The 22,245-nt window shown below is 61.1% G+C and carries 20 protein-coding genes; 11 read left to right on the forward strand and 9 right to left on the reverse strand.

The window, feature by feature from the left end:
• Positions 1 to 67 precede the first annotated feature (67 nt).
• The gene (gene kdgR / locus BLU85_RS25845; RefSeq protein WP_092204559.1) at positions 68 to 850 is read right to left on the reverse strand and encodes a DNA-binding transcriptional regulator KdgR; all 783 of its coding nucleotides are present in this window, start codon (positions 848 to 850) and stop codon (positions 68 to 70) included.
• A 153-nt stretch (positions 851 to 1,003) separates the two neighbouring features.
• Between kdgR and BLU85_RS25850 the strand changes: the two genes are divergently transcribed.
• The 6 genes from BLU85_RS25850 (at position 1,004) to uxuA (ending at position 8,341) form a co-directional block, all read left to right on the forward strand.
• Positions 1,004 to 2,005 carry a sugar kinase gene (locus tag BLU85_RS25850; protein ID WP_092204604.1) on the forward strand — a complete coding sequence of 334 codons (1,002 nt, stop codon included), beginning with the start codon at positions 1,004 to 1,006 and terminating at the stop codon, positions 2,003 to 2,005.
• 4 nt (positions 2,006 to 2,009) lie between these two features.
• Positions 2,010 to 3,221, forward strand: a complete 1,212-nt coding sequence (manD, locus tag BLU85_RS25855) for a D-mannonate dehydratase ManD (RefSeq protein WP_092204560.1) — start codon at positions 2,010 to 2,012, stop codon at positions 3,219 to 3,221.
• A gap of 53 nt (positions 3,222 to 3,274) precedes the next feature.
• Entirely contained in the window at positions 3,275 to 4,306 is a 1,032-nt protein-coding gene (locus tag BLU85_RS25860) for a Zn-dependent oxidoreductase (protein WP_072410057.1), read from the forward strand.
• 78 nt (positions 4,307 to 4,384) lie between these two features.
• Positions 4,385 to 5,677, forward strand: a complete 1,293-nt coding sequence (locus tag BLU85_RS25865; RefSeq protein WP_092204561.1) for an MFS transporter — start codon at positions 4,385 to 4,387, stop codon at positions 5,675 to 5,677.
• Between the two features lie 17 nt (positions 5,678 to 5,694).
• Complete coding sequence (locus tag BLU85_RS25870) at positions 5,695 to 7,149, forward strand: mannitol dehydrogenase family protein (RefSeq protein WP_092204562.1); 1,455 nt, start codon at positions 5,695 to 5,697, stop codon at positions 7,147 to 7,149.
• Positions 7,150 to 7,165: 16 nt separating this feature from the next.
• Entirely contained in the window at positions 7,166 to 8,341 is a 1,176-nt protein-coding gene (gene uxuA / locus BLU85_RS25875; protein ID WP_092204563.1) for a mannonate dehydratase, read from the forward strand.
• A 174-nt stretch (positions 8,342 to 8,515) separates the two neighbouring features.
• Here uxuA and BLU85_RS31500 read toward each other — a convergent pair whose 3' ends face one another.
• The 7 genes from BLU85_RS31500 to xylA all read right to left on the reverse strand — a co-directional run bounded on the left by BLU85_RS31500 (position 8,516) and on the right by xylA (position 17,283).
• Positions 8,516 to 8,674, reverse strand: coding sequence for a hypothetical protein (locus tag BLU85_RS31500; protein ID WP_256572893.1), 159 nt, complete (start codon positions 8,672 to 8,674; stop codon positions 8,516 to 8,518).
• Positions 8,675 to 9,467: 793 nt separating this feature from the next.
• Positions 9,468 to 10,607: an epoxide hydrolase family protein gene (locus tag BLU85_RS25885; protein ID WP_092204564.1), complete on the reverse strand. Its 1,140-nt coding sequence runs from the start codon at positions 10,605 to 10,607 to the stop codon at positions 9,468 to 9,470.
• Positions 10,608 to 10,713: 106 nt separating this feature from the next.
• Positions 10,714 to 11,643 carry a hypothetical protein gene (locus BLU85_RS25890; RefSeq protein WP_092204565.1) on the reverse strand — a complete coding sequence of 310 codons (930 nt, stop codon included), beginning with the start codon at positions 11,641 to 11,643 and terminating at the stop codon, positions 10,714 to 10,716.
• Between the two features lie 237 nt (positions 11,644 to 11,880).
• Entirely contained in the window at positions 11,881 to 13,017 is a 1,137-nt protein-coding gene (locus BLU85_RS25895) for a sugar ABC transporter permease (RefSeq protein WP_003201312.1), read from the reverse strand.
• Positions 13,018 to 14,574 (reverse strand): D-xylose ABC transporter ATP-binding protein, encoded by a 1,557-nt coding sequence (xylG, locus tag BLU85_RS25900; RefSeq protein ID WP_092204566.1) that lies wholly within the window; start codon positions 14,572 to 14,574, stop codon positions 13,018 to 13,020.
• A gap of 185 nt (positions 14,575 to 14,759) precedes the next feature.
• Positions 14,760 to 15,761, reverse strand: a complete 1,002-nt coding sequence (xylF, locus tag BLU85_RS25905) for a D-xylose ABC transporter substrate-binding protein (protein ID WP_025213958.1) — start codon at positions 15,759 to 15,761, stop codon at positions 14,760 to 14,762.
• 205 nt (positions 15,762 to 15,966) lie between these two features.
• Entirely contained in the window at positions 15,967 to 17,283 is a 1,317-nt protein-coding gene (gene xylA, locus BLU85_RS25910) for a xylose isomerase (protein WP_092204567.1), read from the reverse strand.
• Between the two features lie 155 nt (positions 17,284 to 17,438).
• Between xylA and BLU85_RS25915 the strand changes: the two genes are divergently transcribed.
• The 4 genes from BLU85_RS25915 (at position 17,439) to BLU85_RS25930 (ending at position 21,380) form a co-directional block, all read left to right on the forward strand.
• Positions 17,439 to 18,626 (forward strand): XylR family transcriptional regulator, encoded by a 1,188-nt coding sequence (locus tag BLU85_RS25915; RefSeq protein ID WP_092204568.1) that lies wholly within the window; start codon positions 17,439 to 17,441, stop codon positions 18,624 to 18,626.
• 78 nt (positions 18,627 to 18,704) lie between these two features.
• Entirely contained in the window at positions 18,705 to 19,832 is a 1,128-nt protein-coding gene (locus tag BLU85_RS25920; protein ID WP_092204569.1) for a saccharopine dehydrogenase family protein, read from the forward strand.
• Between the two features lie 2 nt (positions 19,833 to 19,834).
• Positions 19,835 to 20,329, forward strand: coding sequence for a DUF2269 family protein (locus BLU85_RS25925; RefSeq protein WP_092204570.1), 495 nt, complete (start codon positions 19,835 to 19,837; stop codon positions 20,327 to 20,329).
• 115 nt (positions 20,330 to 20,444) lie between these two features.
• On the forward strand, positions 20,445 to 21,380 hold the full coding sequence (locus BLU85_RS25930) for a hypothetical protein (RefSeq protein WP_092204571.1): 936 nt from the start codon (positions 20,445 to 20,447) through the stop codon (positions 21,378 to 21,380).
• A 30-nt stretch (positions 21,381 to 21,410) separates the two neighbouring features.
• Here the strand turns inward: BLU85_RS25930 and BLU85_RS25935 are convergent, their stop codons facing one another.
• Entirely contained in the window at positions 21,411 to 21,650 is a 240-nt protein-coding gene (locus tag BLU85_RS25935) for a hypothetical protein (RefSeq protein ID WP_092204572.1), read from the reverse strand.
• Between the two features lie 151 nt (positions 21,651 to 21,801).
• On the opposite strand from BLU85_RS25935, the gene BLU85_RS25940 reads away from it, so the two are divergent.
• Positions 21,802 to 22,143, forward strand: coding sequence for a YajG family lipoprotein (locus BLU85_RS25940; protein WP_092204573.1), 342 nt, complete (start codon positions 21,802 to 21,804; stop codon positions 22,141 to 22,143).
• Positions 22,144 to 22,245: the final 102 nt, after the last annotated feature.

A 22,245-nucleotide genomic window follows, 5' to 3' on the forward strand; every position in this document is an offset into this window, starting at 1 on the left:
GATGTGGGATGTGTTGACGTCATCGCGAGCTGGCTCGCTCCCACAGGTTCGTCCACGGCTCTTGCGATTAACGTGTACGCCAGCCCAACTGGCTTGAGATCTGCTGGGTGGCGTGCATCAGTTGCTTGACGTAGTCCTGCTTCAACTCTTCCCTGAAGCGAAAGCACGGGAATGAAACACTCATCCCGCCGATCACATGGCCAAAACGGTCGCGGATCGGTGCCGCCAGGCAACGCATGTTGTCTTCGAACTCTTCATGGTCCTCGGCATAGCCTTGCTGGCGAACGGTCTCCAGTTCCTGCAGATACGCCTCGGCGCTGGTCAGGGTATTGGCCGTGCGACGCTCGAAGCTTTCCTGGGCCAGGTGGGCGAGCAACTCGTCTTCTTCGAGCCAGGCCATCAGCACCTTGCCGATGCCGGTGCAGTACAACGGTGCCCGTCGGCCGATCCGCGAGTACATGCGCAGGTTGTACTTGGAGTCGATCTTGTGCACGTAGACGATGCTGCCTTCGTCGAGAATCCCCAGGTGGACGGTCTCGCCGGTCAGCTCGTTGATCCTGCGCATCCCGGGCTCCGCTTCCCGGACGATGTCCAGGTGGGGCAGGGCCTGGGCGCCCAGTTCGAACAGCCGGACGCTGAGGCGATAGCGATCCTCGGCGTCCTGCACCACATACCCACGGGCCTTGAGCGACTGCAGGAAGCGATAAACCGTGGCCTTGGACATGTCCAGTTTGGTGGCGATTTCCGACACGCCGCTTTCTTCCGGATGTTCGGCCAATGCCTCGAGCACGGCCATGGTCCGGCCCACCGCCGACACCAGATCGTTGTTGGGAATGACGCTGTTGTCCATGAAGGCTCCAACGTGAAAGTAAAACCCAAGGATATACGCAAGCAGAACAAAACGCTGTTTCATTTTTGCTTGACGAGGCCGGAAATCTGACTAGACTCGGGCCTTGAGATAAAAATGAAACGCCGTTTTAAAAACAAGAAAGGCGCGTTGATGATGGATTTATCGCTCAACCATGGCCCGCAGGCCCGCTTCGCCCGCCCGCTGAAAGTGGCGTTGGTGGGGGAGTGCATGATCGAGATGCGCGGTGAGCCGGGTGCCGCGATCACGCAGACCTTCGGTGGCGATACGCTCAACACCGCGGTCTACCTGGCCCGATTGAATCCCCATGGCGCAGTGGCCGTGGACTACATGACGGCCGTGGGCAGCGATGCGTTCAGCGTCGCCATGCGCCGGTCCTGGCTGGACGAGGGGATCGGTGATGCTCATGTCCGCGTGATCGAAGGCGCGCTGCCGGGGCTGTATTTCATCCAGACCGACCCCCACGGCGAGCGGCGCTTCCTCTACTGGCGCGGGGAAGCGGCGGCGCGGCGCATGTTCGAGGGCCCCGAGGCCGACGCCATGCTCGCTGCACTGGCCGATTACGATTACGTCTACCTGAGCGGCATCAGCCTGGCGATCCTCACACCGGAAGGGCGCCAACGCTTGATCCGGGCCCTGCCCAGGGCTCGTGGCGCGGGCACGCGCATCGTCTTCGACAACAATTACCGCCCCCACCTCTGGCCCGATCCTGAATCGGCCCGGCAGGCCTACCGCGACCTGTTGCACCTGACCGACCTGGCGCTGGTCACCTGGGAAGATGACGCGAGCCTGTTCGGCTATCGCGACCCGGACGCCTTGTTCAGTGCCTACGCCCAGGCGGGCGTACGCGAAGTCGCCCTCAAGCGTGGCGCCGCCAGTTGCTTGATCCAATGTCCGACAGGGCGTTTCGAGGTGCCCGCGCAAACCGTTTCCGATGTCGTCGACACAACCGCTGCCGGTGATTCGTTCAGTGCCGCCTACCTGGCCTGTCGCCTGCGCGGCGGCGATCCACAGCAGGCCGCCCGCTGGGGGCATCGCCTGGCGGCCCAGGTCGTTCGATACCGGGGCGCACTGATTGCCCAGGCGGCCATGCCGGACATGGGCGCATCCTCACTTCCTTCTGTTGCACAGGTCTGATTTTATGAAAATCGTTGAAGCGCGCGTCATCGTCACCTGCCCGGGGCGCAACCTGGTCACGTTGAAAATCGTCACCGATGAAGGCCTCTACGGCATCGGCGATGCAACCTTGAATGGCCGCGAACTGGCGGTCGTCGCCTATCTGGAGGAACACGTCCTGCCCGCGCTGATCGGCCGCGATGCCCACCGCATCGAGGACATCTGGCAATACCTGTATCGCGGTGCGTACTGGCGTCGGGGACCGGTGACCATGACGGCCATCGCCGCCGTCGATGTGGCGCTCTGGGACATCAAGGCCAAGGCCGCGAACATGCCCTTGTACCAATTGCTCGGCGGCAAGAGCCGCGAGCGGGTGATGGTCTATGGGCATGCCACCGGCAAGGACATCGAAGGGTGCCTGGACGAAGTCGCCCGTCACGTCGAGCTGGGCTATAAAGCCGTGCGTGTGCAATGCGGCGTGCCCGGCATTGCCACCACCTACGGTGTCGCCAAGCGCAGCGGCGAGCGCTATGAACCGGCCGACAGCGACCTACCCGCCGAACACGTCTGGGACACCGCCAAATACCTCAACCACGTCCCCAAGCTGTTCGCCGCCGTGCGCGAACGTTTTGGTGATGACCTGCATATCCTCCACGACGTGCACCACCGCCTGACGCCCATCGAAGCCGGGCGCCTGGGCAAGGCCGTGGAACCGTACAACCTGTTCTGGCTGGAAGACTGCACGCCGGCCGAGAACCAGCAGAGCTTCCGCCTGATTCGCCAGCACACCACCACGCCGTTGGCCGTGGGCGAGGTGTTCAACTCCATCCATGACTGCCGCGAGTTGATCCAGGAACAGTTGATCGATTACATCCGCACGACGCTGGTGCATGCCGGCGGCATTACCCATGTGCGGCGCATTGCCGATTTCGCCGCGCTGTTCCAGGTGCGCACGGGCTTTCACGGCGCCACCGACCTGTCGCCGGTGTGCATGGGCGCGGCCCTGCATTTCGATACGTGGGTGCCCAACTTCGGCATCCAGGAACACATGCCTCACGAAGACCGCATCGATGAAGTCTTCCCCCATGCCTACCGCTTCGAGGACGGCCACTTCACACCGGGCGAAACCCCAGGGCATGGCGTCGACATCGATGAAGACCTTGCCCGCCAGTACCCCTACAAGCGTGCCAGCCTGCCGGTCAACCGTCTCGAAGACGGCACGCTCTGGCATTGGTGAAGCGGCTTCAACCCTTTGAGCAAACGGGGCGAACGCCCCGTCAGGAGTGACTGATGAAAGCGTTCCAGGTAAGAGCACCCTTCGAGTTCGGGCTGGCCCAGGTCGACCAACCCCAAGTCGCCCACGGCGAGGTCCAGGTCGATGTGGCGTATGCCGGCATCTGCGGCTCGGACATGCACATCATTCATGGGCAGAACGCATTCGTGCGTTTTCCCCGTGTCACCGGCCATGAGTTCTCCGGGGTGATCCGGCAAGTCGGTGAAGGCGTCGAGCACCTGCAGGTGGGCGACCGGGTGTGCATCGATCCGGTGATCAGTTGCGGCACCTGTTATCCCTGCCGCATTGGCCGCCCCAATGTCTGCACGCGGCTGCAAGTGATCGGCGTGCACCGCGACGGAGGCTTCAGCGAGCAGGTCTGCGTACCGGCCGAAAACGCCCACCGCCTGCCCGATGCGATGTCCCTCAGCCACGGCGCCCTGGTCGAGCCTTATTCCATTGCCCTGAACGTACTCGATCGCATGCAGCCGCACCCTGGCGACAGCGTGTTGATCTACGGCGCCGGAGTGATAGGCCTGACCCTGGTGCAAATGGCCCGGGCGTTGGGATTGACCGACATTACCGTCACCGATGTCATCGACAGCCGCCTGGAGACGGCACGGGCGCTGGGCGCCAGCCGGACCCTCAACGGCCAGCAAGTGGATGTCGAAGCCGTCATGCGCGAGCTGACCCAAGGCGAGGGCGTGCCGTTGATTGTCGATGCCGCCTGCATTCCGGCACTGATGCCGCAGATGGTGCGCCTGGCCTCGCCGGCCGGGCGTATCGGGTTGCTGGGCTTCAATGCCACGCCCAGTGATCTGGTGCAGCTGGAAATGATCAAGAAGGAACTGACCCTGGTGGGGTCGCGGCTCAACAACCGCAAGTTCCCCCGGGTGATCGAATTGATCGCCAGCGGCAAGTTGCAAGTCCAGGACCTGATCAGTCATCGCGTCACCTTCGACGAAATGCCCGGCGCCATCGACCTGATCGAAAAGCACCCCGAGCAAACCCGAAAAGTGCTGGTGGAGCTGACGAACGCCCATCACTGAGCCGTCGGCACCACCGGTTTCACCGTGCCTGTCATGGGCACCCTCACCGAATAAACACAACAAGCGGGAGGTTCCACCATGTTTGGTCAAGGACGTAGCTTAATCATCATCATGCTGTTCCTGGCCGGGGTCATCAATTACCTCGACCGGTCGGCATTGTCTGTGGCGGCACCTTTCATCCAGAAGGACTACGGTCTGAGTACGGGTGAGATGGGCATGATCTTCAGCAGTTTTTTCGTCGGCTATGCGGCCTTCAACTTCATCGGTGGCTGGGCCGCCGACCGTTACGGCGCCAAGACCACCTTGCTGCTGGCCATGGTCTTGTGGTCATTGTTCAGCGGCCTCACGGTGCTGACGGTGGGCTTCGCTTCGCTGGTGCTCATCCGCATCCTGTTCGGCATGGGCGAAGGACCGCTGAGCGTCACCACCAGCAAGATGGTGAACAACTGGTACACCCCCAAGCGCAGGGCGCGGGCGCTTGGCGCATCCATGTCCGGTACGCCGCTGGGTGGGGCGATTTCCGGTCCGGTGGTGGGCTTTATCGCCGTCACCTACGGCTGGAAGATCTCGTTTCTTATCATCATGCTGATCGGCCTGGTCTGGGCGGCGGTGTGGTTCAAGTTCGTCAAGGAACGGCCCGAAGGCGAGGGCGCCGAGGATATTCTCCGAGCCGAGGGGCAGGGCGAGCTGGCGGCACAACAGGTGTTCCCTTTGCGGTTCTACCTCAAGCAGCCGACGGTGCTGTTCACCTCCCTGGCGTTCTTTTCCTATAACTACACCTTGTTCTTCTTCCTGACCTGGTTCCCCAGCTACCTGACCATGGCCCACGGCTTGAACGTCAAGGACATGAGCATCGCCACGGTCATTCCCTGGGTCCTGGGTTTCCTCGGCCTGGCCCTGGGCGGCTTCATCTCCGACTTCGTGTTCAAGAAAACCGGGCGGATGATGTTCTCCCGCAAAGTGGTGCTGGTGACTTGCCTGCTGGCCTGCGCCGCCTGCATCGCCTGTGCCGGGATGGTGACTACCTTGTATCCAGCGGTGATTCTCGTCGCCTTGGCGGTGTTCTTCCTTTACCTCACCGGTGCCATCTATTGGGCGATCATCCAGGACACCGTTCCGGCGGCGCGGGTGGGCGGCGTCAGTGGTTTCATGCACTTTCTGGCGAACACCTCGGGCATTGTCGGTCCGACCCTGACGGGCTTTTTGGTGCAGTTCACCGGTTCGTTCACCAGTGCGTTCCTGCTGGCGGGGCTGTTGACCGTGATCGGTGCCGTGTGTGTGGCGCGCTACGTTAAACCGCTGTCGGTGACGGATACCGGCAGCGCGGCGGCACAAAGCCCGCAGCCCGTTTCGGCCCTGGGCCGTTCCTGAACAGAAGGAGTGAGTCGATGCCTGTTGTGAAACGTGTACCTTGCACCGGCAGTGCAACGCAGATCGGTATCGTGCACCTGGGCCTGGGCGCGTTTCATCGCGCGCACCAGGCGGTCTACCTGCAACGCCATCTCAATCGCCATGGTGAAAGCGACTGGGGCATGTGCAGCGCCAACCTGCGCTCCAATCGCACCTTGGTCGAGCAATTGCGCGAGCAGGACGGTCGCTACCATGTGGCCGAATACCGCGACCGCGAGCAAGTGACGCTGCGCGAGATCGAGGTGCTGCGCCAGGCCTTGTATGTGGGCGAGGGCGGTCCCGACCTGGAGCAGTTGTTGCAGCGCATGGCCGCGCCGCAGACGCGGATCGTCACGCTCACGGTAACTGAAAAGGGGTATTGCCTGAGCCCGTCTTCGGGGCAACTGCGCAGCGAAGACCCGGCGATTGCCCATGACCTCGCCTATCCGCAAGCGCCGCGCTCGGCCCCCGGGATCGTCCTGGAAGCCCTGCGCCGGCGCCGCGCCGCAGGCGTCCCGGCCTTCACAGTGTTGTGCTGTGACAACATGCCCGACAACGGCCAACGCACCCGCCAGGCAGTCAGCGCGCTGGCGGCGTTGCAGGATGAGGCACTGGCGCAGTGGGTCGAGCAACAGGTGGCGTTTCCCAGTTGCATGGTCGACCGCATCGTGCCAGCGATGGACGGCGAGTCCTTCCGCCGGCTGGAGCAACTGGACTGTCACGACCCGGCGGCAGTGGTCTGTGAAAGTTTCAGCCAGTGGGTGATCGAGGATCACTTTCCCCTTGGCCGCCCGGACTGGGAAGTGGAGGGCGTGCAGATGGTGGACGACGTGGGCCCGTTCGAAACGATGAAGTTGCGCATGCTCAATGGCAGCCATTCGTTGCTGGCCTATGTGGGACTGCTGGTCGGTCACGAAACGGTGTTCGAGGCCGTCAGTGACGCGAACCTGCTGCACCTGATCGGACGCTACATGGCCGACGAGGCGGCGCCCACGCTGGACATGCCTGCGGGTATCGATCTTTCGGTCTATGCCCACGATCTCAAGGCGCGGTTCGCCAATGACAGCCTGCAACATCGCCTGCGCCAGATCGCCATGGACGGTTCGCAGAAGCTGCCGCAACGCTGGTTGCTGGGTGCGCAGCGACTGCTTGATCAGGGACGTGGCATCGCCTGCACCGCCTTGGGCATCGCCGCCTGGATTCGCTACTGCACGCAGCCGTTGTCCGGCGGGTCGGCGCAGGTGATCGATGACCCGTTGAGCGCCACCTTCGCCGATCTTGCGGGACGATTCGAAGGCCCGTCGCTGGTGGAGGCGTTTCTGGATCTGGATGAAGTCTTCCCGGCTGAGTTGTCGGCTCGCGCGGCGTTTCGCGATGCAGTGCAAGGCGCCTATGACGCCCTGGCCCACGATGGCATCGACAGCTTTTTACTCACGTTTACCGCACCCAACTGATCACAAGGAGAAGAACATGGAACAGACATGGCGCTGGTTCGGCCCCAAAGACCCGATCTCCCTGGCGGACATCCGCCAGACCGGTGCGACCGGTATCGTCACGGCGTTGCACGAAATTCCCAATGGCCAGGTATGGCCGGTGGACGCCATCGCGGCGCGCAAACAGCTGATCGAAGCGGCCGGCCTGAGCTGGTCGGTGGTGGAAAGCATTCCGGTGCACGAAGACATCAAGCGCGGCTGTGGGCGGCGCGACGAGTACATCGCCAACTACCAGCAAAGCGTGCGTAACCTGGCGAGCTGCGGCATCGATATCGTCTGCTACAACTTCATGCCGGTGCTGGACTGGACCCGAACCGATTTGTCTTTCGAGCTGGCGGATGGCGGCTGGGCCTTGCGTTTCGATCAAACCGCGTTTGCCGCCTTCGACCTGTTCATCCTCCAGCGCCCGGGAGCGCAGGCTGAATACAGCGCCGAGGACATCCGGCAGGCCAAGGTCTACTTCGAACAACTGACGCCGGCCCGGCGCGAAACCCTGGTCAATACCCTGATTGCTGGCTTGCCCGGTGCCGAGGAACACTACAGCCTGGACAACTTCCGTGACTTGCTGCGCACCTACGCCGACATCGACGAGGCCAAGTTGCGCGAACACCTGGGGTATTTCCTGCGTGCGGTGATCCCGGTTGCCGAGGCGGTGGGTGTGCGCATGGCAATCCACCCGGACGATCCACCCCGGGCACTGCTCGGCTTGCCACGCATCCTGTCCACCGCCGAAGACGCCCAATGGCTGCTGGATGCCGCGCCAAGCCCGGCCAATGGCCTGACGTTCTGCACCGGTTCCTATGGCGTGCGCGAAGACAACGACCTGGTGGCGATGGCCAAGCACTTTGCGCCGTTCATCTACTTCACTCACTTGCGTTCAACCCGCCGGGAAACCGACCCACGCAGCTTCCATGAAGCCCATCACCTGGACGGCGACGTCGACATGGTCGGGGTCATCGGCGCCTTGGTGGCTGAAGAGCGCCGACGTGAACGCGAAGGCGGCCCGCGCTTGCCGCTGCGTCCAGACCATGGGCATCAACTGCTGGACGATCAGCACCGCAAGAGCAATCCCGGCTACTCACTGATCGGCCGCCTCAAGGGCCTGGCGGAAATCCGCGGCGTGGAACTGGCCGTGCGCCGACAACTGGGCTAGGCACTCCCTGTGTGGCTTAGGAGCCCCGTGGTGAGGGAGGTAAATTCCTGCGGGATTATCGGGGCTAAACGCATTTCCCCTGTGGGAGCGAGCTTGCTCGCGAAGCGGTATTTCAGCCTGCAAGGCTATTGACTGTGCCGCCGCCATCGCGAGCAAGCTCGCTCCCACAATGGCTCAGCCTTCGAGCCCGCGCCGCTCGATCACGCCGAACACATCCGCCACATCCTGCACCAGGATCCGGGCGACATTGGTGATGGTGTTGATGTCGCTCGTTGCCGAATCACGCAGGCTGCTGCAGGCCACCAAGGTCAGGTAATCGAGCGTGGCGTGCAAGCGTTCGCTGGCACAGGCGTGGAGTTCGGGCAGTGGGGCGTGGGTGTCGATCAGCAGGACGGGGTGGGTGGTGGCGGTTTGGGTGAGGTGTGAAGCGTTGATCGCGTTGATTCATGACAATAGTTACTCATTCTTCGTATCAAGAAAAAGCTACTTCGATCCGCTGCGAGACGAATGGGTGGTAGCTGCGCGTGGGTTCGCAGACCGAGGATACGAAGGAACCCGGCAGACCCGAAGATCTCCCACACACAGCCACCATAAAATGACGTCGAACGCCAAAGGCGCTCATTGTCACTTTTATGATGCTTGGTTGCTACCGTATCTGTCGGGCTGCGAAACCCAGCCACTGACCAAAGCCAGCCACGAACCCAACTATAGAAGTCGATCCCGGTACCCACAACCGGCCTGTAGGACGCCCCCGCCCCCCGTGGCGAGGGAGCTTGCTCCCGCTCGGTGGCGCAGCCGCCGTAAAACCGGTGCCGGCGGTCTGTCTGGCGAAACGCGGCGGCCGGTTTGGGGCCGCTTCGCAGCCCAGCGGGAGCAAGCTCCCTCGCCACAGGGTGTAAATTCCTACGAGATTTTCGGATCGCTATTGGCCACGCTACAAAACGCCCCTATAACCCGCTTCCCTGCTGACTCAAGTCTCCTGTGGGAGCGAGCTTGCTCGCGAAGCGGTATTTCAGCCTGCAAGGATATTGACTGTGCCGCCGCCATCGCGAGCAAGCTCGCTCCCACATTGGCTCAGCGCCATATCATGCTAGACACATCCTGCACCTGATCTCTATGGCGAGATTCAGCGGTAATCCCGAAAAAACGCCCTGATATCCTCCGCCAACAACTCCGGCTGTTCCAACGCAGCAAAGTGACCACCCCGAGGCATCTCGGTCCAGCGCTTCACCTCGCAGCAACGCTCCACCCAGCTCCTTGGTGGCATGGGCAATTCCCTAGGAAACAGCGCCACCCCAACCGGCGGCTTCAAACGTTCGCCGCTGTTGAACTGCAACGGCCGCTTGCTGCCCTCCACGTATTGGCGAAACGACGAGCCGATACAGTGCGTCAGCCAGTACAGCGTCACATTGGTCAGTAACCATTCTCGGTCAATAGCGGGGCTGTCATCACACCAGGACAGGATCTTTTCCCCCATCCACGCCAATAGCCCTGCAGGTGAGTCATTCAGGCCCACCGCCAGGCTCTGGGGTTTGGTTCGCTGAATGTGCCCATAGGCGCCTTCGGCATCGGCAAATGCCGCCGCGCGTTGCAGGAAGGCCGTTTCTGCCTCGGTCAGCGCTGGCTCGTTTTCGCCAAGTGGAGGGCGATAGGAGCCCGGGATGTAATTGAGGTGAATACCCGTGACTCGCTCGGGAAACCGCACGCCAAGCCAGGTCGACACACCCGCGCCAATGTCCCCACCCTGGGCGCCGAACCGCTCGTAACCCAGCCCGCTCATCAACTCACTCCACAAGCCCGCCACTTCATAGGGGCCCATGCCGGATCGTTGGGACGGTGCGGAAAAGGTGTAGCCGGGCAGCGACGGCACCACCACATCGAAGGCGTCCGCAGGATCGCCGCCATGGCGGGCCGGGTCCGTCAGCAGCGGGATGATACGTTGCATCTCGATGAAGGAGCCGGGCCAGCCGTGGGTCAGGATCAACGGTCTCGGACTCGGCCCGACGCCACGTTGATGAATGAAGTGCACCCTTTGCCCACCGATGTCGGCGACAAATTGCGGCAAGCGATTCAACGCTGCTTCCTGAGCGCGCCAATCGAACGTGTCCGACCAATAGGCAAGCAGTTCCCGCAGCACCTCCATGTCCATGCCTTCGCGCCAACCTTGCCCGGCCAGCGGTTCTGGTAGCCGGGTGTGCTTCAGGCGGTGTCGCAGGTCTTCGAGGGCGTGTTCGGGGATGTTGATAACGAAAGGTTCGATGCGCATGACTACGTCTCAAACTGCCGGGTTCACGACATTCTATGGGGCTGGGGCCGGGTTGCATCGGTCAGCTTGTTCGGTCTTGAGCAACGTAGGCAGAGACAGAATGCTTCTAGAACGGAATCCAATCGGTCTGGAGCATCTGCTCGCCGTCCAGGGTCAGGAAGCATTGGGTAAACATCGTTGCATTGGGGGCAACCGTATTTGGGACTTCCAAATCAGCCCAAGGGATTACCAATTGAATTTGTACGCTCTCTATTTGCTTGGTAGGAACCGTTTTGCTGCCGATGGTCACATAGCCATTCGGGTCATTGTATTTGTTTTGGCTATCGAGGATATAGGTGCTCTTATCCGTAGCGAAATAACACGCGATACCTCCCACTCTGCCCTCCATGAAGGCCAAATCGGCGCGACCCAATATCTGGAGTTCGGGCTTGCCAGAAGCGTCCTTCGCCCGGCGCGTATATAGATCATGGAAAAACAAGGATGGCTTTGGTGGATTAGATGAGGCGGTACCTGGATTACTAAAGTCGAAGCCTACCGAATTGTCCTGTGGCTCCCATTGAATGATCCTGCCATCCAAATCTGAAAAGCTCAGCCCAGAACCTGACGGAGTCACGGCGTTGGCCTTTTGCTTCGGTTTCCCTGAGTTGGCTTCTACAGCAGGCGGCTTCGTCCCCGCATAAGCAGCGTCAGCCAGAACTTTGATTTGTTTCTCGATAAAGTCTGGAGCACATGTAACGACGTCCCCGGTAGCCCAGACACAAGCACCTTGAGCCAGGCGTAGACGTAGCTGCCCAGTTTTGACCGTAATACCTCCCATCTTAATCATCAAGCTGTCGTCACCAAGTTTGATTTGGTCTGCCCCGGAGGAAATTTTGATGTATTCCTTCAAAACGATGGGGCGCTTCCCTTGAATAGTGGGGACCGCCTCGTTCTTGATCCACTTGAAGATGCCGGCTTGGGCATCACCTGCCACAGCAAACGTCGCGAGCATCCAGAATATTACAGCCCTGTTGCCGATAGGCTTTCCACGTCTCATTGAAATTCCTTTTCGTAAATAGGAGTGTTGAGTCACTGCCGGCGTGGTACATGGGTGCATCAAAGTCACTCCATGAATGCACAGGGAAAGGCATAGTGCCATTATTCTCGGGCGTGGGGTACGAGTTCCTGTTGCTCAGCGGAAAGATAGGTAGATTGGTTTCCTATGCTTTGGATTGCGTTGGACAACTAGACTGCCCAACAGCAAAGTGTCTCAAATTACAGTTGCGTGTTCAGATCAACGCCGCCCTGTGCGCGTACTCACATCCACCCACACCGCCAGCACCAGGATGCTGCCTTTGACGATCATCTGCCAATAACTGTCGACGTCGAGCATCGACATGCCGTTGTCCAGGCTGGTGATCACCAGCGCACCGAGAAGGGCGCCGTAGACCGTGCCGGAGCCGCCGCGCATGGAGGTGCCGCCGATGAAGCAGGCGGCGATGGCGTCGAGTTCGCCCATGTTGCCGGCCGAGGGTGAGCCGGCGGCCAGGCGTGCGGTATTGACCACGCCGGCGAGGGCGCACATCACACCCATGATGCCGAAGATCCACAGCTTCACCGCCTGTACGTTGATGCCGGACAGGCGCGTGGCTTCCATGTTGCTGCCCACCGAGTAGACGCGTCGGCCAAACACGGTCTGGCTGGTGACGTAGCTGAATACCCCCAGCAGGATCAGCAGGAGCAGTACCGGTACCGGGATGCCGTCGTAGCTGTTGAGGGTATAGACGAACCCGGCCAGCACCGCGCCGATCACCACCACGCGCAACACGTCACGCACCAGGGAGTGAGCCGCCAGGCCATGGAGGGCGCGGTTGCGCCGCTGTTTCCAGGTCAGGAACAAGGTCAGGGCGAACAGCAGGATGCCAAGCCCGGTCCCGACCGTGTGCGGCAAGTAACCTTGGCCGACGTAGACCAGTTCCGGTGACACCGGGGCAATGGTGGTGCCGCCGGTCACCCCCAGCAGGACGCCGCGAAACGCGAGCATGCCACCCAGCCCGACAATGAACGACGGAATGCGCAAGTACGCGGTCATGTAGCCGTTGCCCAAGCCGATCACCAAGCCGCACAAGGCTACCAGGCTCAGGTTCGCCAGCAGCGGGATGTGATAAACCACATCGAGGATCGCCGCCAGGCCCCCCAGCAGCCCAAGCAGCGAGCCCACCGACAGGTCGATCTCGCCGCTGATGATCACCAGCACCATGCCACAGGCAAGAATCCCGGTGATGGACATCTGCCGCAGCAGGTTGGAGAGGTTGCGCGGGGTTACGAACCCACCCTCGGTCTGCCAACTGAAGAACAGCCAGATCAGCGCCACGGCGATCACCAGCGCAAGCATTTTGTAGCGGGAAAACAGCTGTTTGACCTGATTCATCTACGCGGACTTCCGATCATTATTGTTATGGCCGTCGGGATGGCTGAGTGCGGCGGCGAGCACTTGTTCCTGGGTGAGTTCGTGGTTGATGAAGTCGCCGCGCAACTGGCCGTCGCCGATCACCAGGACGCGGTCGGAGACCCCCAGCACCTCGGCCAGCTCCGAGGAGACCATGATGATCGACACGCCTTCGGCCGCCAGGGCGCCCATCAACTTGTAGATCTCATACTTGGCGCCGACGTCCACACCGCGAGTGGGCTCATCGAGAATCAGCACGCGGGGCTTGGTCAGGAGCATTTTCGCCAATACGGCTTTTTGCTGGTTGCCGCCGGAGAGGCTGGTGATCGGCAGGAATGGGCTCGCGGTCTTGAGGTGCATGCGCGCGATTTCCTTGTCGATGCTGCCCAGTTCGGCTTCGGCGTCGATGCGGGTCAGTTTCGAGTAGTTGTCCAGCACCGCCAGGGTGATGTTCTGGCCCACCCCCAGGTCCGGGATGATGCCTTGGCGCTTGCGGTCTTCGGGGACCATGCACAGCCCGGCGCGGATCGACTTGAGCGGCGTGCGCGTGTCGATTTGCTGGCCGTTGAGCCAGACTTCGCCTTCGTAGTGGCCGGGGTAGGCGCCGAACAGCGCCGAGACCAGTTCCGTACGCCCGGCGCCGACCAGTCCGGCGATGCCAAGGATCTCCCCGCGCTTGAGGACGAAGGAAATATCGTCGACCCGTTTGCGCTTGGGGTTGTCGACGTCGTAGCAGGTGACGTGGCGCGCCTCGAAAATCACCTCGCCGATGTCATGGGGTTCGGTGGGGTAGAGGTTGTTCATTTCCCGTCCGACCATCTGGGTGATGATCTTCGGAATGTCCATGTCGGCCATGGCGGTGGTGGCGATGTGTTTGCCGTCGCGAATCACCGAAATGGTGTCGCACACGGCGGCCACTTCATCGAGCTTGTGGGAGATGTACACGCAGGCAACGCCCTTGGCCTTGAGGTCGCGGATGATGTCCAGCAGCACCTCGATTTCCGAGCGGGTCAGAGCCGAGGAGGGCTCGTCGAGGATCAGCAGTCGGGCTTGCTTGTTCAGTGCCTTGGCGATTTCCACCAATTGCTGGTAGCCACCGCCGTACTGGGAAACCGGCAGCGACACGTTCATGTCCGGGACCTTGAGTTCACGCATCAGGGCTTCGGCGCGGTGGATCATCGCCGGGTAGTTCATGCGCCCGCCGGGCAGCGTCAGTTCGTGGCCCATGAAGATGTTTTCCGCCACCGACAGGTCGGGAACCAGGGTCAGTTCCTGGTGAATGATGACGATCCCGGCGGCTTCGGTTTCGCTGATGGACTGCGCCTTGAGCGGCTGGCCGTCCCAAATGATCTCGCCTTCCCAGGTGCCGTGGGGATAGACCGCCGACAACACTTTCATCAGCGTGGATTTGCCCGCGCCGTTTTCACCGCACAGGCCGACGCATTCCCCGGGCCTGACCTTGATATCGATGCCGTTCAGGGCTTTGACACCGCCAAAGGTTTTGACGATGCCGTTCATTTGCAGCAGGTAGTCGGACATGGCAGGACTCATGGAAAAGGGCTCACACATACGCAGGGGGCAAGTATTTCCTGGTGTCAGTCAGCCCCCTGTGGGAGCGAGCCTGCTCGCGAAAGCGGTGGCTCGGCTTGCATCAGTATTGGATCTGGTGCCGCCATCGCGAGCAGGCTCGCTCCCACAGGAACTGTGTTTAACCAAGCGCTGTGTCACTGCCCGGCGATCTGCGCCTTGGTATAGAACCCGTCCTTTTCCAGCAGGTCGATGTTGTCCTTGGTCAACGGCGTAGGGGTGAGCAGGATGGTGTCGACTTTCTTGCTGCCATTGTCGTATTGCGAGCTGAAGGTGGGCTTCTCGTTGCGCGCCAGTTGCACCGAGAGCTTGGCGGCTTCGGAGGCAATCAGTTTCAGTGGCTTGTAGACGGTCATGGTCTGGGTGCCATCGATCACGCGCTTGACCGCCGCGAGGTCGGCGTCCTGGCCCGAGATCGGCACCTTGCCGGCCATTTTCTGCGCGGCCAGGGCCTGGATGGCGCCGCCGGCGGTGGCGTCGTTGGAGGCGACGATGCCATCGATCTTGTTGTTGTTCCGGGTCAGGGCGTTTTCCACAATGCTCAAGGCTTCGGTGGGGTTCCATTCCTTCACCCACTGCTGGCCGACAATCTTGATATCACCCTTGTCGATGGCCGGTTGCAGCACTTTCATCTGGCCTTCGCGCAGGACCTTGGCGTTGTTGTCCGTGGGCGCGCCACCGAGCAGGAAGTAATTGCCCTTGGGCGCGGCTTTCAGCACGCCGCTGGCCTGCATCTCGCCGACCTTTTCGTTATCGAATGAAATGTAGGCGTCGATATCGGCATTGAGGATCAGTCGATCGTAGGACACGACCTTGATCCCGGCCTTCTTGGCTTCGGCGACGGCATTGGTCAGCACGGTGGCGTTGAACGGCACGATGACGATCACATCGACGCCACGGGAGATCAGGTTTTCGATCTGCGAGATCTGCTTCTGCTCGTTGGCATCGGCGGACTGGACGAAGACCTTGGCGTCGAGTTTTTCCGCCGCCGCGACGAAGTAGTCACGGTCCCGCGACCAGCGTTCCAGGCGCAGGTCATCGATGGAGAAACCGATTTTCGGATGGGCCGCATCGGCCATGACCGGAAGCGAGAGCAGGGCGAGGGCGCCGGCGAGCAGGGTACGTTTGAATGTTTTCATGTAGTGCGTCCTTTTATTGTTGTTTGAAAGACACTGCCTGACGATGAGCGTGATACCGGGTAGAACTGTAGAGCCTTGCGAGGCGCCGTGGGCACAGATTTGTCGCGAGAATGTAACGGCCTCTTTGGTGGGGCAGACAAATCAGTTTGTTCTTCCCGGGGGCTGCTTCGCAGCCCAGCGGGGATAAATCCCCTCGCCACATTTGTCAGGGGTAGATAAACCGATTGACCACGTTCTCGAGCATTTCCTGGCGACCGCTGACAGCCTGGGGATTCAGCTCGTTGGTAAAGGCGTGCTCGGCCAACGATTCCAGGCTGAAGTCGCCAGCCAGCACCGCCTTGCCAAACGGTTGCTGCCAGCCCGCGTAGCGCTGGTCCTTGAACTGTTGCAACTGATCGTTCTGTACCATGGCTGCCGCGCGCTCCAGGGCGAGGGCGAGGACGTCCATGGCGGCGACATGGCCGTGGAACAGGTCGATCTCGTCCAGGCTCTGGCGCCGGACCTTGGAATCGAAGTTGAACCCGCCATTGCCGAACCCGCCAGCCTTGAGGATTTCGTAGGTGGCCAGGGTCATTTCTTCGACGCTGTTGGGGAACTGGTCGGTGTCCCAGCCGTTTTGCGGATCGCCGCGGTTGGCGTCGATGCTGCCGAAGATTCCCAGGGAGACGGCTGTGGCGATCTCGTGGTGGAAGCTGTGCCCGGCGAGGGTGGCGTGGTTGGCTTCGATGTTGACCTTGATCTCGTTTTCCAGGCCGAACTGCTGCAGGAAGCCGAACACCGTGGCGCTGTCGTAATCGTACTGGTGCTTGGTCGGCTCCTGGGGCTTGGGTTCGATCAGCAGGTCGCCTTTGAAGCCGATCTTGTGCTTGTGCTCGACCACCATGCGCATGAACCGGCCCAGTTGCTCGCGCTCGTGTTTCAAATCGGTATTGAGCAGGGTTTCGTAGCCTTCGCGACCGCCCCACAATACGTAGTTGGCGCCTTTGAGACGCTGGGTGGCGTTCATGGCGCTGAACACCTGGGCGGCGGCGCAGGCGAACACTTCCGGATCGGGGTTGCTGGCCGCGCCTGCGGCAAAGCGCGGGTTGCTGAAGCAGTTGGCGGTGCCCCACAGCAGCTTGATTCCGGTCTGCTCCTGGTGGCGTTCCAGGTGGTCGATCATCTGGGCGAAGTGGTTGCGGTACTCCCTGAGCGAGCTACCTTCCGGGGCGACATCGGTGTCGTGGAAGCAGTAGTAGTCGATGCCCAGCTTGGAGAAGAACTCGAAGGCCGCTTCGGCCTTGCCGATGGCCACTTCCATCGGATCCCCGGCGTGCTGCCACGGGCGCTTGAACGTGCCGGCACCGAACACATCCGAGCCCGGCCAGACGAAGGTATGCCAATAGCAGACCGCCATGCGCAGGTGTTCGCGCATGGGTTTGCCGAGCACCAGTCTGTTGGCGTCGTAGTGACGGAAGGCAAGCGGCGAATCGCTGGCGGGGCCCTCGTAGCGAATCTTGTCGACACCGGGGAAGTACGGCATGTGCGGGTTTCCTTTTTATTCTTGGCGGTGTCTCGATACTAACGCCGGCCCCGAGGCTGCTGATTATGAAAATCACCAACGGGCAGTTCGATTTTGAGTATTGAGATTCGTCGGCCGCGCGCCTAGTCTGTGTCCACCGGCACAGGGTTAAGCCAATGAAAACCGTCCCGCCCGTTCACCGCATCGCGCTGTTGTTCAACGGCAGCAAGATCTACGACCGCGGCATCATCAGCGGTATCGGCAACTACTTGAGCAGCACGCGTGCGTCCTGGGACTTGTTCCTCGAGGAGGATTTTCTCTGCCGCCTCAAAGGCATCGAGCGCTGGCAGGGCGACGGGATCATTGCCGACTTCGACGACCCGCTGATCGGCGAGGCGCTGGCCGGGATCAAGCTGCCGGTGGTGGCGGTGGGCGGTTCCTATCAGGATGAACGCGCCTACCCGAAGGGCATCCCCTATGTCGCCACCGACAACGACGCGTTGATGAGGTTGGCCTACGAGCACCTGATCGAGGCCGGGCTGACCCGCTTCGCCTGTTTCAGCCTGCCTGAAGCTCAAGCCAATCGCTGGGCCCAGGAACGGGAGAAAGCCTTTCGCCGGCTGGTGCAGCGCGACGGCCTGAAGGCCGAGGTCTATCGCGGCATGGGCACCAGCGCACCGCTCTGGGACAGCGCCGTCGAACAGCAGATCGCCTGGCTGCAAAGCCTGCCCAAGCCCATCGGCATCATCGCCGTCAGCGACGCCCGCGCCCGGCAACTGCTGCAAGCCTGCCTGACCGCCGGGATCGCCGTGCCGGAGCAAGTGGCGTTGATCGGCATCGACAACGACCCGCTGACCCGCAGCCTGACGCGGGTGCCGTTGAGCTCGGTGATCCAGGGCACCGAGACCATGGGCCGCACCGCCGCACGCCTGCTCCACCAAATGCTGCACGGCATGCCGTCCACGGGCACACAGATTCTGATTCCACCTGATGCGGTCAATGTGCAGGTGTCGAGCCTGCATCAACCGTTGGGCAACCCTTATGTCATGCAGGCACGGCTTTTCATCCGCCAATATGCCTGCCAGGGCATCAAGACGGCCCAGGTGGCGGCTTATGTAGGGATATCGCGCTCATCGCTGGAAGCGCATTTTCGCAAGGAGCGGGGCTGCAGCGTCCACGATGAAATCCTGCGCTTCAAACTGACCGCTGCCGCCAACGGGCTGGAAAACACCGACGCACCGATTGCCGACATCGCCCAGAGTTGCGGTTTCAAATCGGCGCAATACCTGCACACGGTGTTTCGCCGCGAATTCGGCTGCACGCCTCGGGAGTATCAGCAGGGGGCAAGTGCGGGAACTCAATGACCTGCCACAAGGAGTACACCACCGCGTCGTCCTTGTGGCAAGGTTGCGGGCTTCATCGAATATTTAGGGACGGATGGAATGACGCTCAGGGTCATGGTGGTCGGTGGGTATGGAAATTTCGGCAGTATCGTTTCCAGGCACCTGGTGGTGATGCCAGGCGTACAGCTGGTGATTTCGGGGCGCGATGCCCAAAAACTGCAGCGCAAAGTCGATGAATTGAACGCCCGTTCGGGCACGGTATGTGAAAGTTGGTGCGGCGACGCCATGGGCCCAGGCTTCAAATCTGTCCTTGGCTTGATGAACATCCAATGGGTCATTCATACCGGCGGCCCCTTTCAAGGGCAATCCTATGCCGTCGCCGAGAGCTGCATCGACGCCGGCGTGAATTACTGCGACTTGTCGGACAGCAGAGCCTTCGTCACCGGCATTGGCGCACTCGACACGCGGGCAAAACAGGCAGGCGTGGCGATCCTCAGTGGTTGTAGCTCAGTGCCGACGCTCTCGGCCGCCCTCATCGATCAGCAGCGGCATCGCTTTAAACGCATCGACACGATCGAGCATGGTATTTCCTCTTCGGCCAAAATGCCGGGGTTGTCCACCGTCGAAGGCGTTCTCGCCTATGCGGGTAAGCCGATCAGGCAACTCAGGAATGGCCGGGTGCATGAGGTTCTGGGATGGCAGGATCTGACGCTTCGCAGAATGCGCTATATGGGCACCCGGGTACTGGCCAATGTCGACGTGCCGGACATGGATATCTTCGCCAGCCGCTATGGTGCCCAGAACCTGAGCTTCAAGGCCGGCGCAGGCCTCAAGCTCGGCGGTATTGCCAACTACCTGCTGGCCCAGGCAATGAGGATGGGGCTGGTGCGCGACCATCTCCCCTGGGCGGCCAGGCTTCATCGGTGGGGGCTCTGGTTCGAACGATTTGGCGATGGCAAAAGCGCAATGTACATCGACGTCCATGGCATCGGTGCCGACGGCGAGCCGCTGTCGTTGAACGTGCAGCTCACCGCCATGAACGACAAAGGGCCGGAAATTCCCAGCTGTGCAGCCGTTGCCTTGGCGGCGAAAATCGCCCAGGGGTATCTGCCCGAACCCGGCGCTCGGGCCTGTGTGGGTGAAATCACCGTCGACGAATACATGGCCGCCATCAACGATCCGCAAAACCTCAGCCTGTCCGTGCATTTCTCTGACGGGCAGGGTTGACCATGCTGTATCTGTGCTTGAAGTACATCCATGTGATCGCTGCCATTTTCCTGTTCGGCTTCGGCATGGGATCCTACCTCTACCTGATCGCCGCCAGCCGCACCGCCAATCCGCAGGTCATTGCCCATGTGGCCAGGACGGTCGTCCGGTTCGATACCTGGATTACCACGCCGGCGGGTTTCATTCAGATAGTGACGGGTTACCTGCTAACGAGACTGGCCGGACTTCCCCTGACCACCGAATGGATCATGACGTCGTTGATCATTTTCCTGTGCGTGGGGACGTTGTGGCTGCCTGTGCTGGTGTTCCAGAAGCGCTTGTACGTGATGGCGTCGAGCGCGGCGCGGGATGGACACACGCTCGAAGATCGATACTCAACCGTGTATCGGAAGTGGTTCTGGATGGGGGTTCTGGGCTTTTTGGGGATGTTTGTCATTGTGCTGATCATGGTGACGAAGATGACGCCACAGCAGTGGGTCGAGCGACTCCTGGTCTAAATATCGATCCGTTGCACCGGGACCATTGTCTCGCCTGGCTGAGCAAGGGGGCGAGTTTGGGCGATGGGGATGAATGTGTGTCTAACACGATGACTTCAAGAGCATGATCCGATCCATGAGCGATGACACCTACACCCTGTACATGCGTTTCCAGACGCCCGATCCTGAGATCGGCCCACGGGAGCGGGCGCCGATGCTTGCTCAGGAGCAGGCCTGGGCGCGTGAGCGTGCGACCATGCATCGCTTCAGCTGGATCATGGTGCTGGTGCCGCCGTTGTGCCTGGGCCCGGTGTTGCCGGGCATCGCGTTTTTGCTGGGGCTGTTGGTCTACCAGGGGTTATCTGCCCCAGGCGTCGACCTTGACCGGATCGTGGGGGATTCCCTTGGCTGGCTCGTGCTCGTCACCTTGCTGTTCATGGCTGCCTGGGGCCTGCATAACTACTTGCGTGATAAGCGCGACCCGACCAAGCGTTATTGGCAATCGATGCCCGATCAAGGGCTGGTCGAGCTCGAACGCCATACCCTCATCCGCGGCATCAGCCTGTGGGCCAACGACTATGATCCGGACTGCAACACCCTCATGCAATGGACCGACGGCAAGCTGAAATGCGTGCAAGACAGCGGTGTGTCGCAATGGATCCTGGCCCGGACCGCTGCGGGACATTGGCTGGTGCTCAAGGAGCAATATCCGGGCAACTTCAGCTACGCACGGGTAGGGCAAATGCCCGCACCGGACAAGCTGCTGCAACCCCGGCAGCACCTGGCGATTGCTTTCGCCCCCGGCACGAACCTGCAGCTGGGCCGGCGTTTCGACGGTGCGCCGATGCCATTGGTGGACACGCCGTACTGGATGTCTGCCGATGAACTCAAGCGTCTGGAGGAGGCCGCCCATCACTGGAGATTTTTACCGCCGAACCGCTATGGGGTGGTCAATGACCAGGACGCCGCCTGGGTGCAACGGCTGGTGGACAGGGCCCAAGCCAGTGTCGGGCCGCAGCCGGCGAGAGATCGCAGCCCAGCGCGGCGGGAGCAATCGCCCACGCCACCCTGAATTGAACACATTCCCGGAATGTCCGGCCGGTCACTGAAGCCAGGTGTCCACCACCCGCCGATCCAGTTCCTCCCAATCCGCCATGCCCAATACCCGGGTGGTATTCAATCCGCGCAGATAACCGCGCAGTTGGTTGGCCGTGGCTCGCTTGAGCTCCGGGTCGGGTTCTGTGTCGCTCAACAGCACGCTTTCGTACTGGATCAGGTAGTCAGCCACCCGCTCACGGAAGTCGGGCAATACCGCGTCGCGAATCAGATCAAACGTTCTCATGGATAGGCCTCATCAATCTTTCTCGGCTTGCAACTATTGCTAGGAGTAATAGTGACCATTACCAAATGCAAGTTCTGCTTTGCCGGCAATCATTGGAAAATCAGCGCCATCGAACACGCAGCCCCGTATTTTTATTTTCAGGACCCTGACCATGCGCCGTTTATTCTTGCTGCCCCTGGCGTTTTCCCCATTGTTGCTGGCCGGTTGTGCCTCGGCACCGAACGATCCGACCCTGACCTTGCAAACCAGCAAGACGCCGGCCCAATACGCCGAATGCGTCGTACCGAAATTGCAGGGCAACGCCTTGAACCCGGTGGTCTCGCAGACCCAGCGCAGCTACCGCATCGTGGTGCCGAGCAAAGTGTCGGCGGACAACGTGCTGGAAGCCTACAAGGCCGGCGACGGCGGCAAGGTGTTCATCTACGAGCGGCACTTGCTGGCCTCCAACCTCCTGCCTTCGAGTTTCGAACGCGCCGCACAGGAATGCATCTGACCGGCCCGTAAACGCTTTTCACCGTGCTCCTTTGGTTGGCCGCAACCAACCAATTTCCCTTGCCCCGCACCGTCCTCGGTCGCGGGGCTTTTTTTTGCCTGC

It is taken from the genome of Pseudomonas sp. NFACC14 (assembly GCF_900106885.1).
Classification (GTDB): Bacteria; Pseudomonadota; Gammaproteobacteria; order Pseudomonadales; family Pseudomonadaceae; genus Aquipseudomonas; species Aquipseudomonas fluorescens_AA.

Bases quoted from the DNA above. Each gene is read 5' to 3' on its own strand.
- kdgR (WP_092204559.1), bottom strand. From the start codon at position 850: ATGGACAACAGCGTCATTCCCAACAACGATCTGGTGTCGGCGGTGGGC.
- BLU85_RS25850 (WP_092204604.1), top strand. From the start codon at position 1,004: ATGGATTTATCGCTCAACCATGGCCCGCAGGCCCGCTTCGCCCGCCCG.
- manD (WP_092204560.1), top strand. From the start codon at position 2,010: ATGAAAATCGTTGAAGCGCGCGTCATCGTCACCTGCCCGGGGCGCAAC.
- BLU85_RS25860 (WP_072410057.1), top strand. From the start codon at position 3,275: ATGAAAGCGTTCCAGGTAAGAGCACCCTTCGAGTTCGGGCTGGCCCAG.
- BLU85_RS25865 (WP_092204561.1), top strand. From the start codon at position 4,385: ATGTTTGGTCAAGGACGTAGCTTAATCATCATCATGCTGTTCCTGGCC.
- BLU85_RS25870 (WP_092204562.1), top strand. From the start codon at position 5,695: ATGCCTGTTGTGAAACGTGTACCTTGCACCGGCAGTGCAACGCAGATC.
- uxuA (WP_092204563.1), top strand. From the start codon at position 7,166: ATGGAACAGACATGGCGCTGGTTCGGCCCCAAAGACCCGATCTCCCTG.
- BLU85_RS25885 (WP_092204564.1), bottom strand. From the start codon at position 10,607: ATGCGCATCGAACCTTTCGTTATCAACATCCCCGAACACGCCCTCGAA.
- BLU85_RS25890 (WP_092204565.1), bottom strand. From the start codon at position 11,643: ATGAGACGTGGAAAGCCTATCGGCAACAGGGCTGTAATATTCTGGATG.
- BLU85_RS25895 (WP_003201312.1), bottom strand. From the start codon at position 13,017: ATGAATCAGGTCAAACAGCTGTTTTCCCGCTACAAAATGCTTGCGCTG.
- xylG (WP_092204566.1), bottom strand. From the start codon at position 14,574: ATGTCCGACTACCTGCTGCAAATGAACGGCATCGTCAAAACCTTTGGC.
- xylF (WP_025213958.1), bottom strand. From the start codon at position 15,761: ATGAAAACATTCAAACGTACCCTGCTCGCCGGCGCCCTCGCCCTGCTC.
- xylA (WP_092204567.1), bottom strand. From the start codon at position 17,283: ATGCCGTACTTCCCCGGTGTCGACAAGATTCGCTACGAGGGCCCCGCC.
- BLU85_RS25915 (WP_092204568.1), top strand. From the start codon at position 17,439: ATGAAAACCGTCCCGCCCGTTCACCGCATCGCGCTGTTGTTCAACGGC.
- BLU85_RS25920 (WP_092204569.1), top strand. From the start codon at position 18,705: ATGACGCTCAGGGTCATGGTGGTCGGTGGGTATGGAAATTTCGGCAGT.
- BLU85_RS25925 (WP_092204570.1), top strand. From the start codon at position 19,835: ATGCTGTATCTGTGCTTGAAGTACATCCATGTGATCGCTGCCATTTTC.
- BLU85_RS25930 (WP_092204571.1), top strand. From the start codon at position 20,445: ATGAGCGATGACACCTACACCCTGTACATGCGTTTCCAGACGCCCGAT.
- BLU85_RS25935 (WP_092204572.1), bottom strand. From the start codon at position 21,650: ATGAGAACGTTTGATCTGATTCGCGACGCGGTATTGCCCGACTTCCGT.
- BLU85_RS25940 (WP_092204573.1), top strand. From the start codon at position 21,802: ATGCGCCGTTTATTCTTGCTGCCCCTGGCGTTTTCCCCATTGTTGCTG.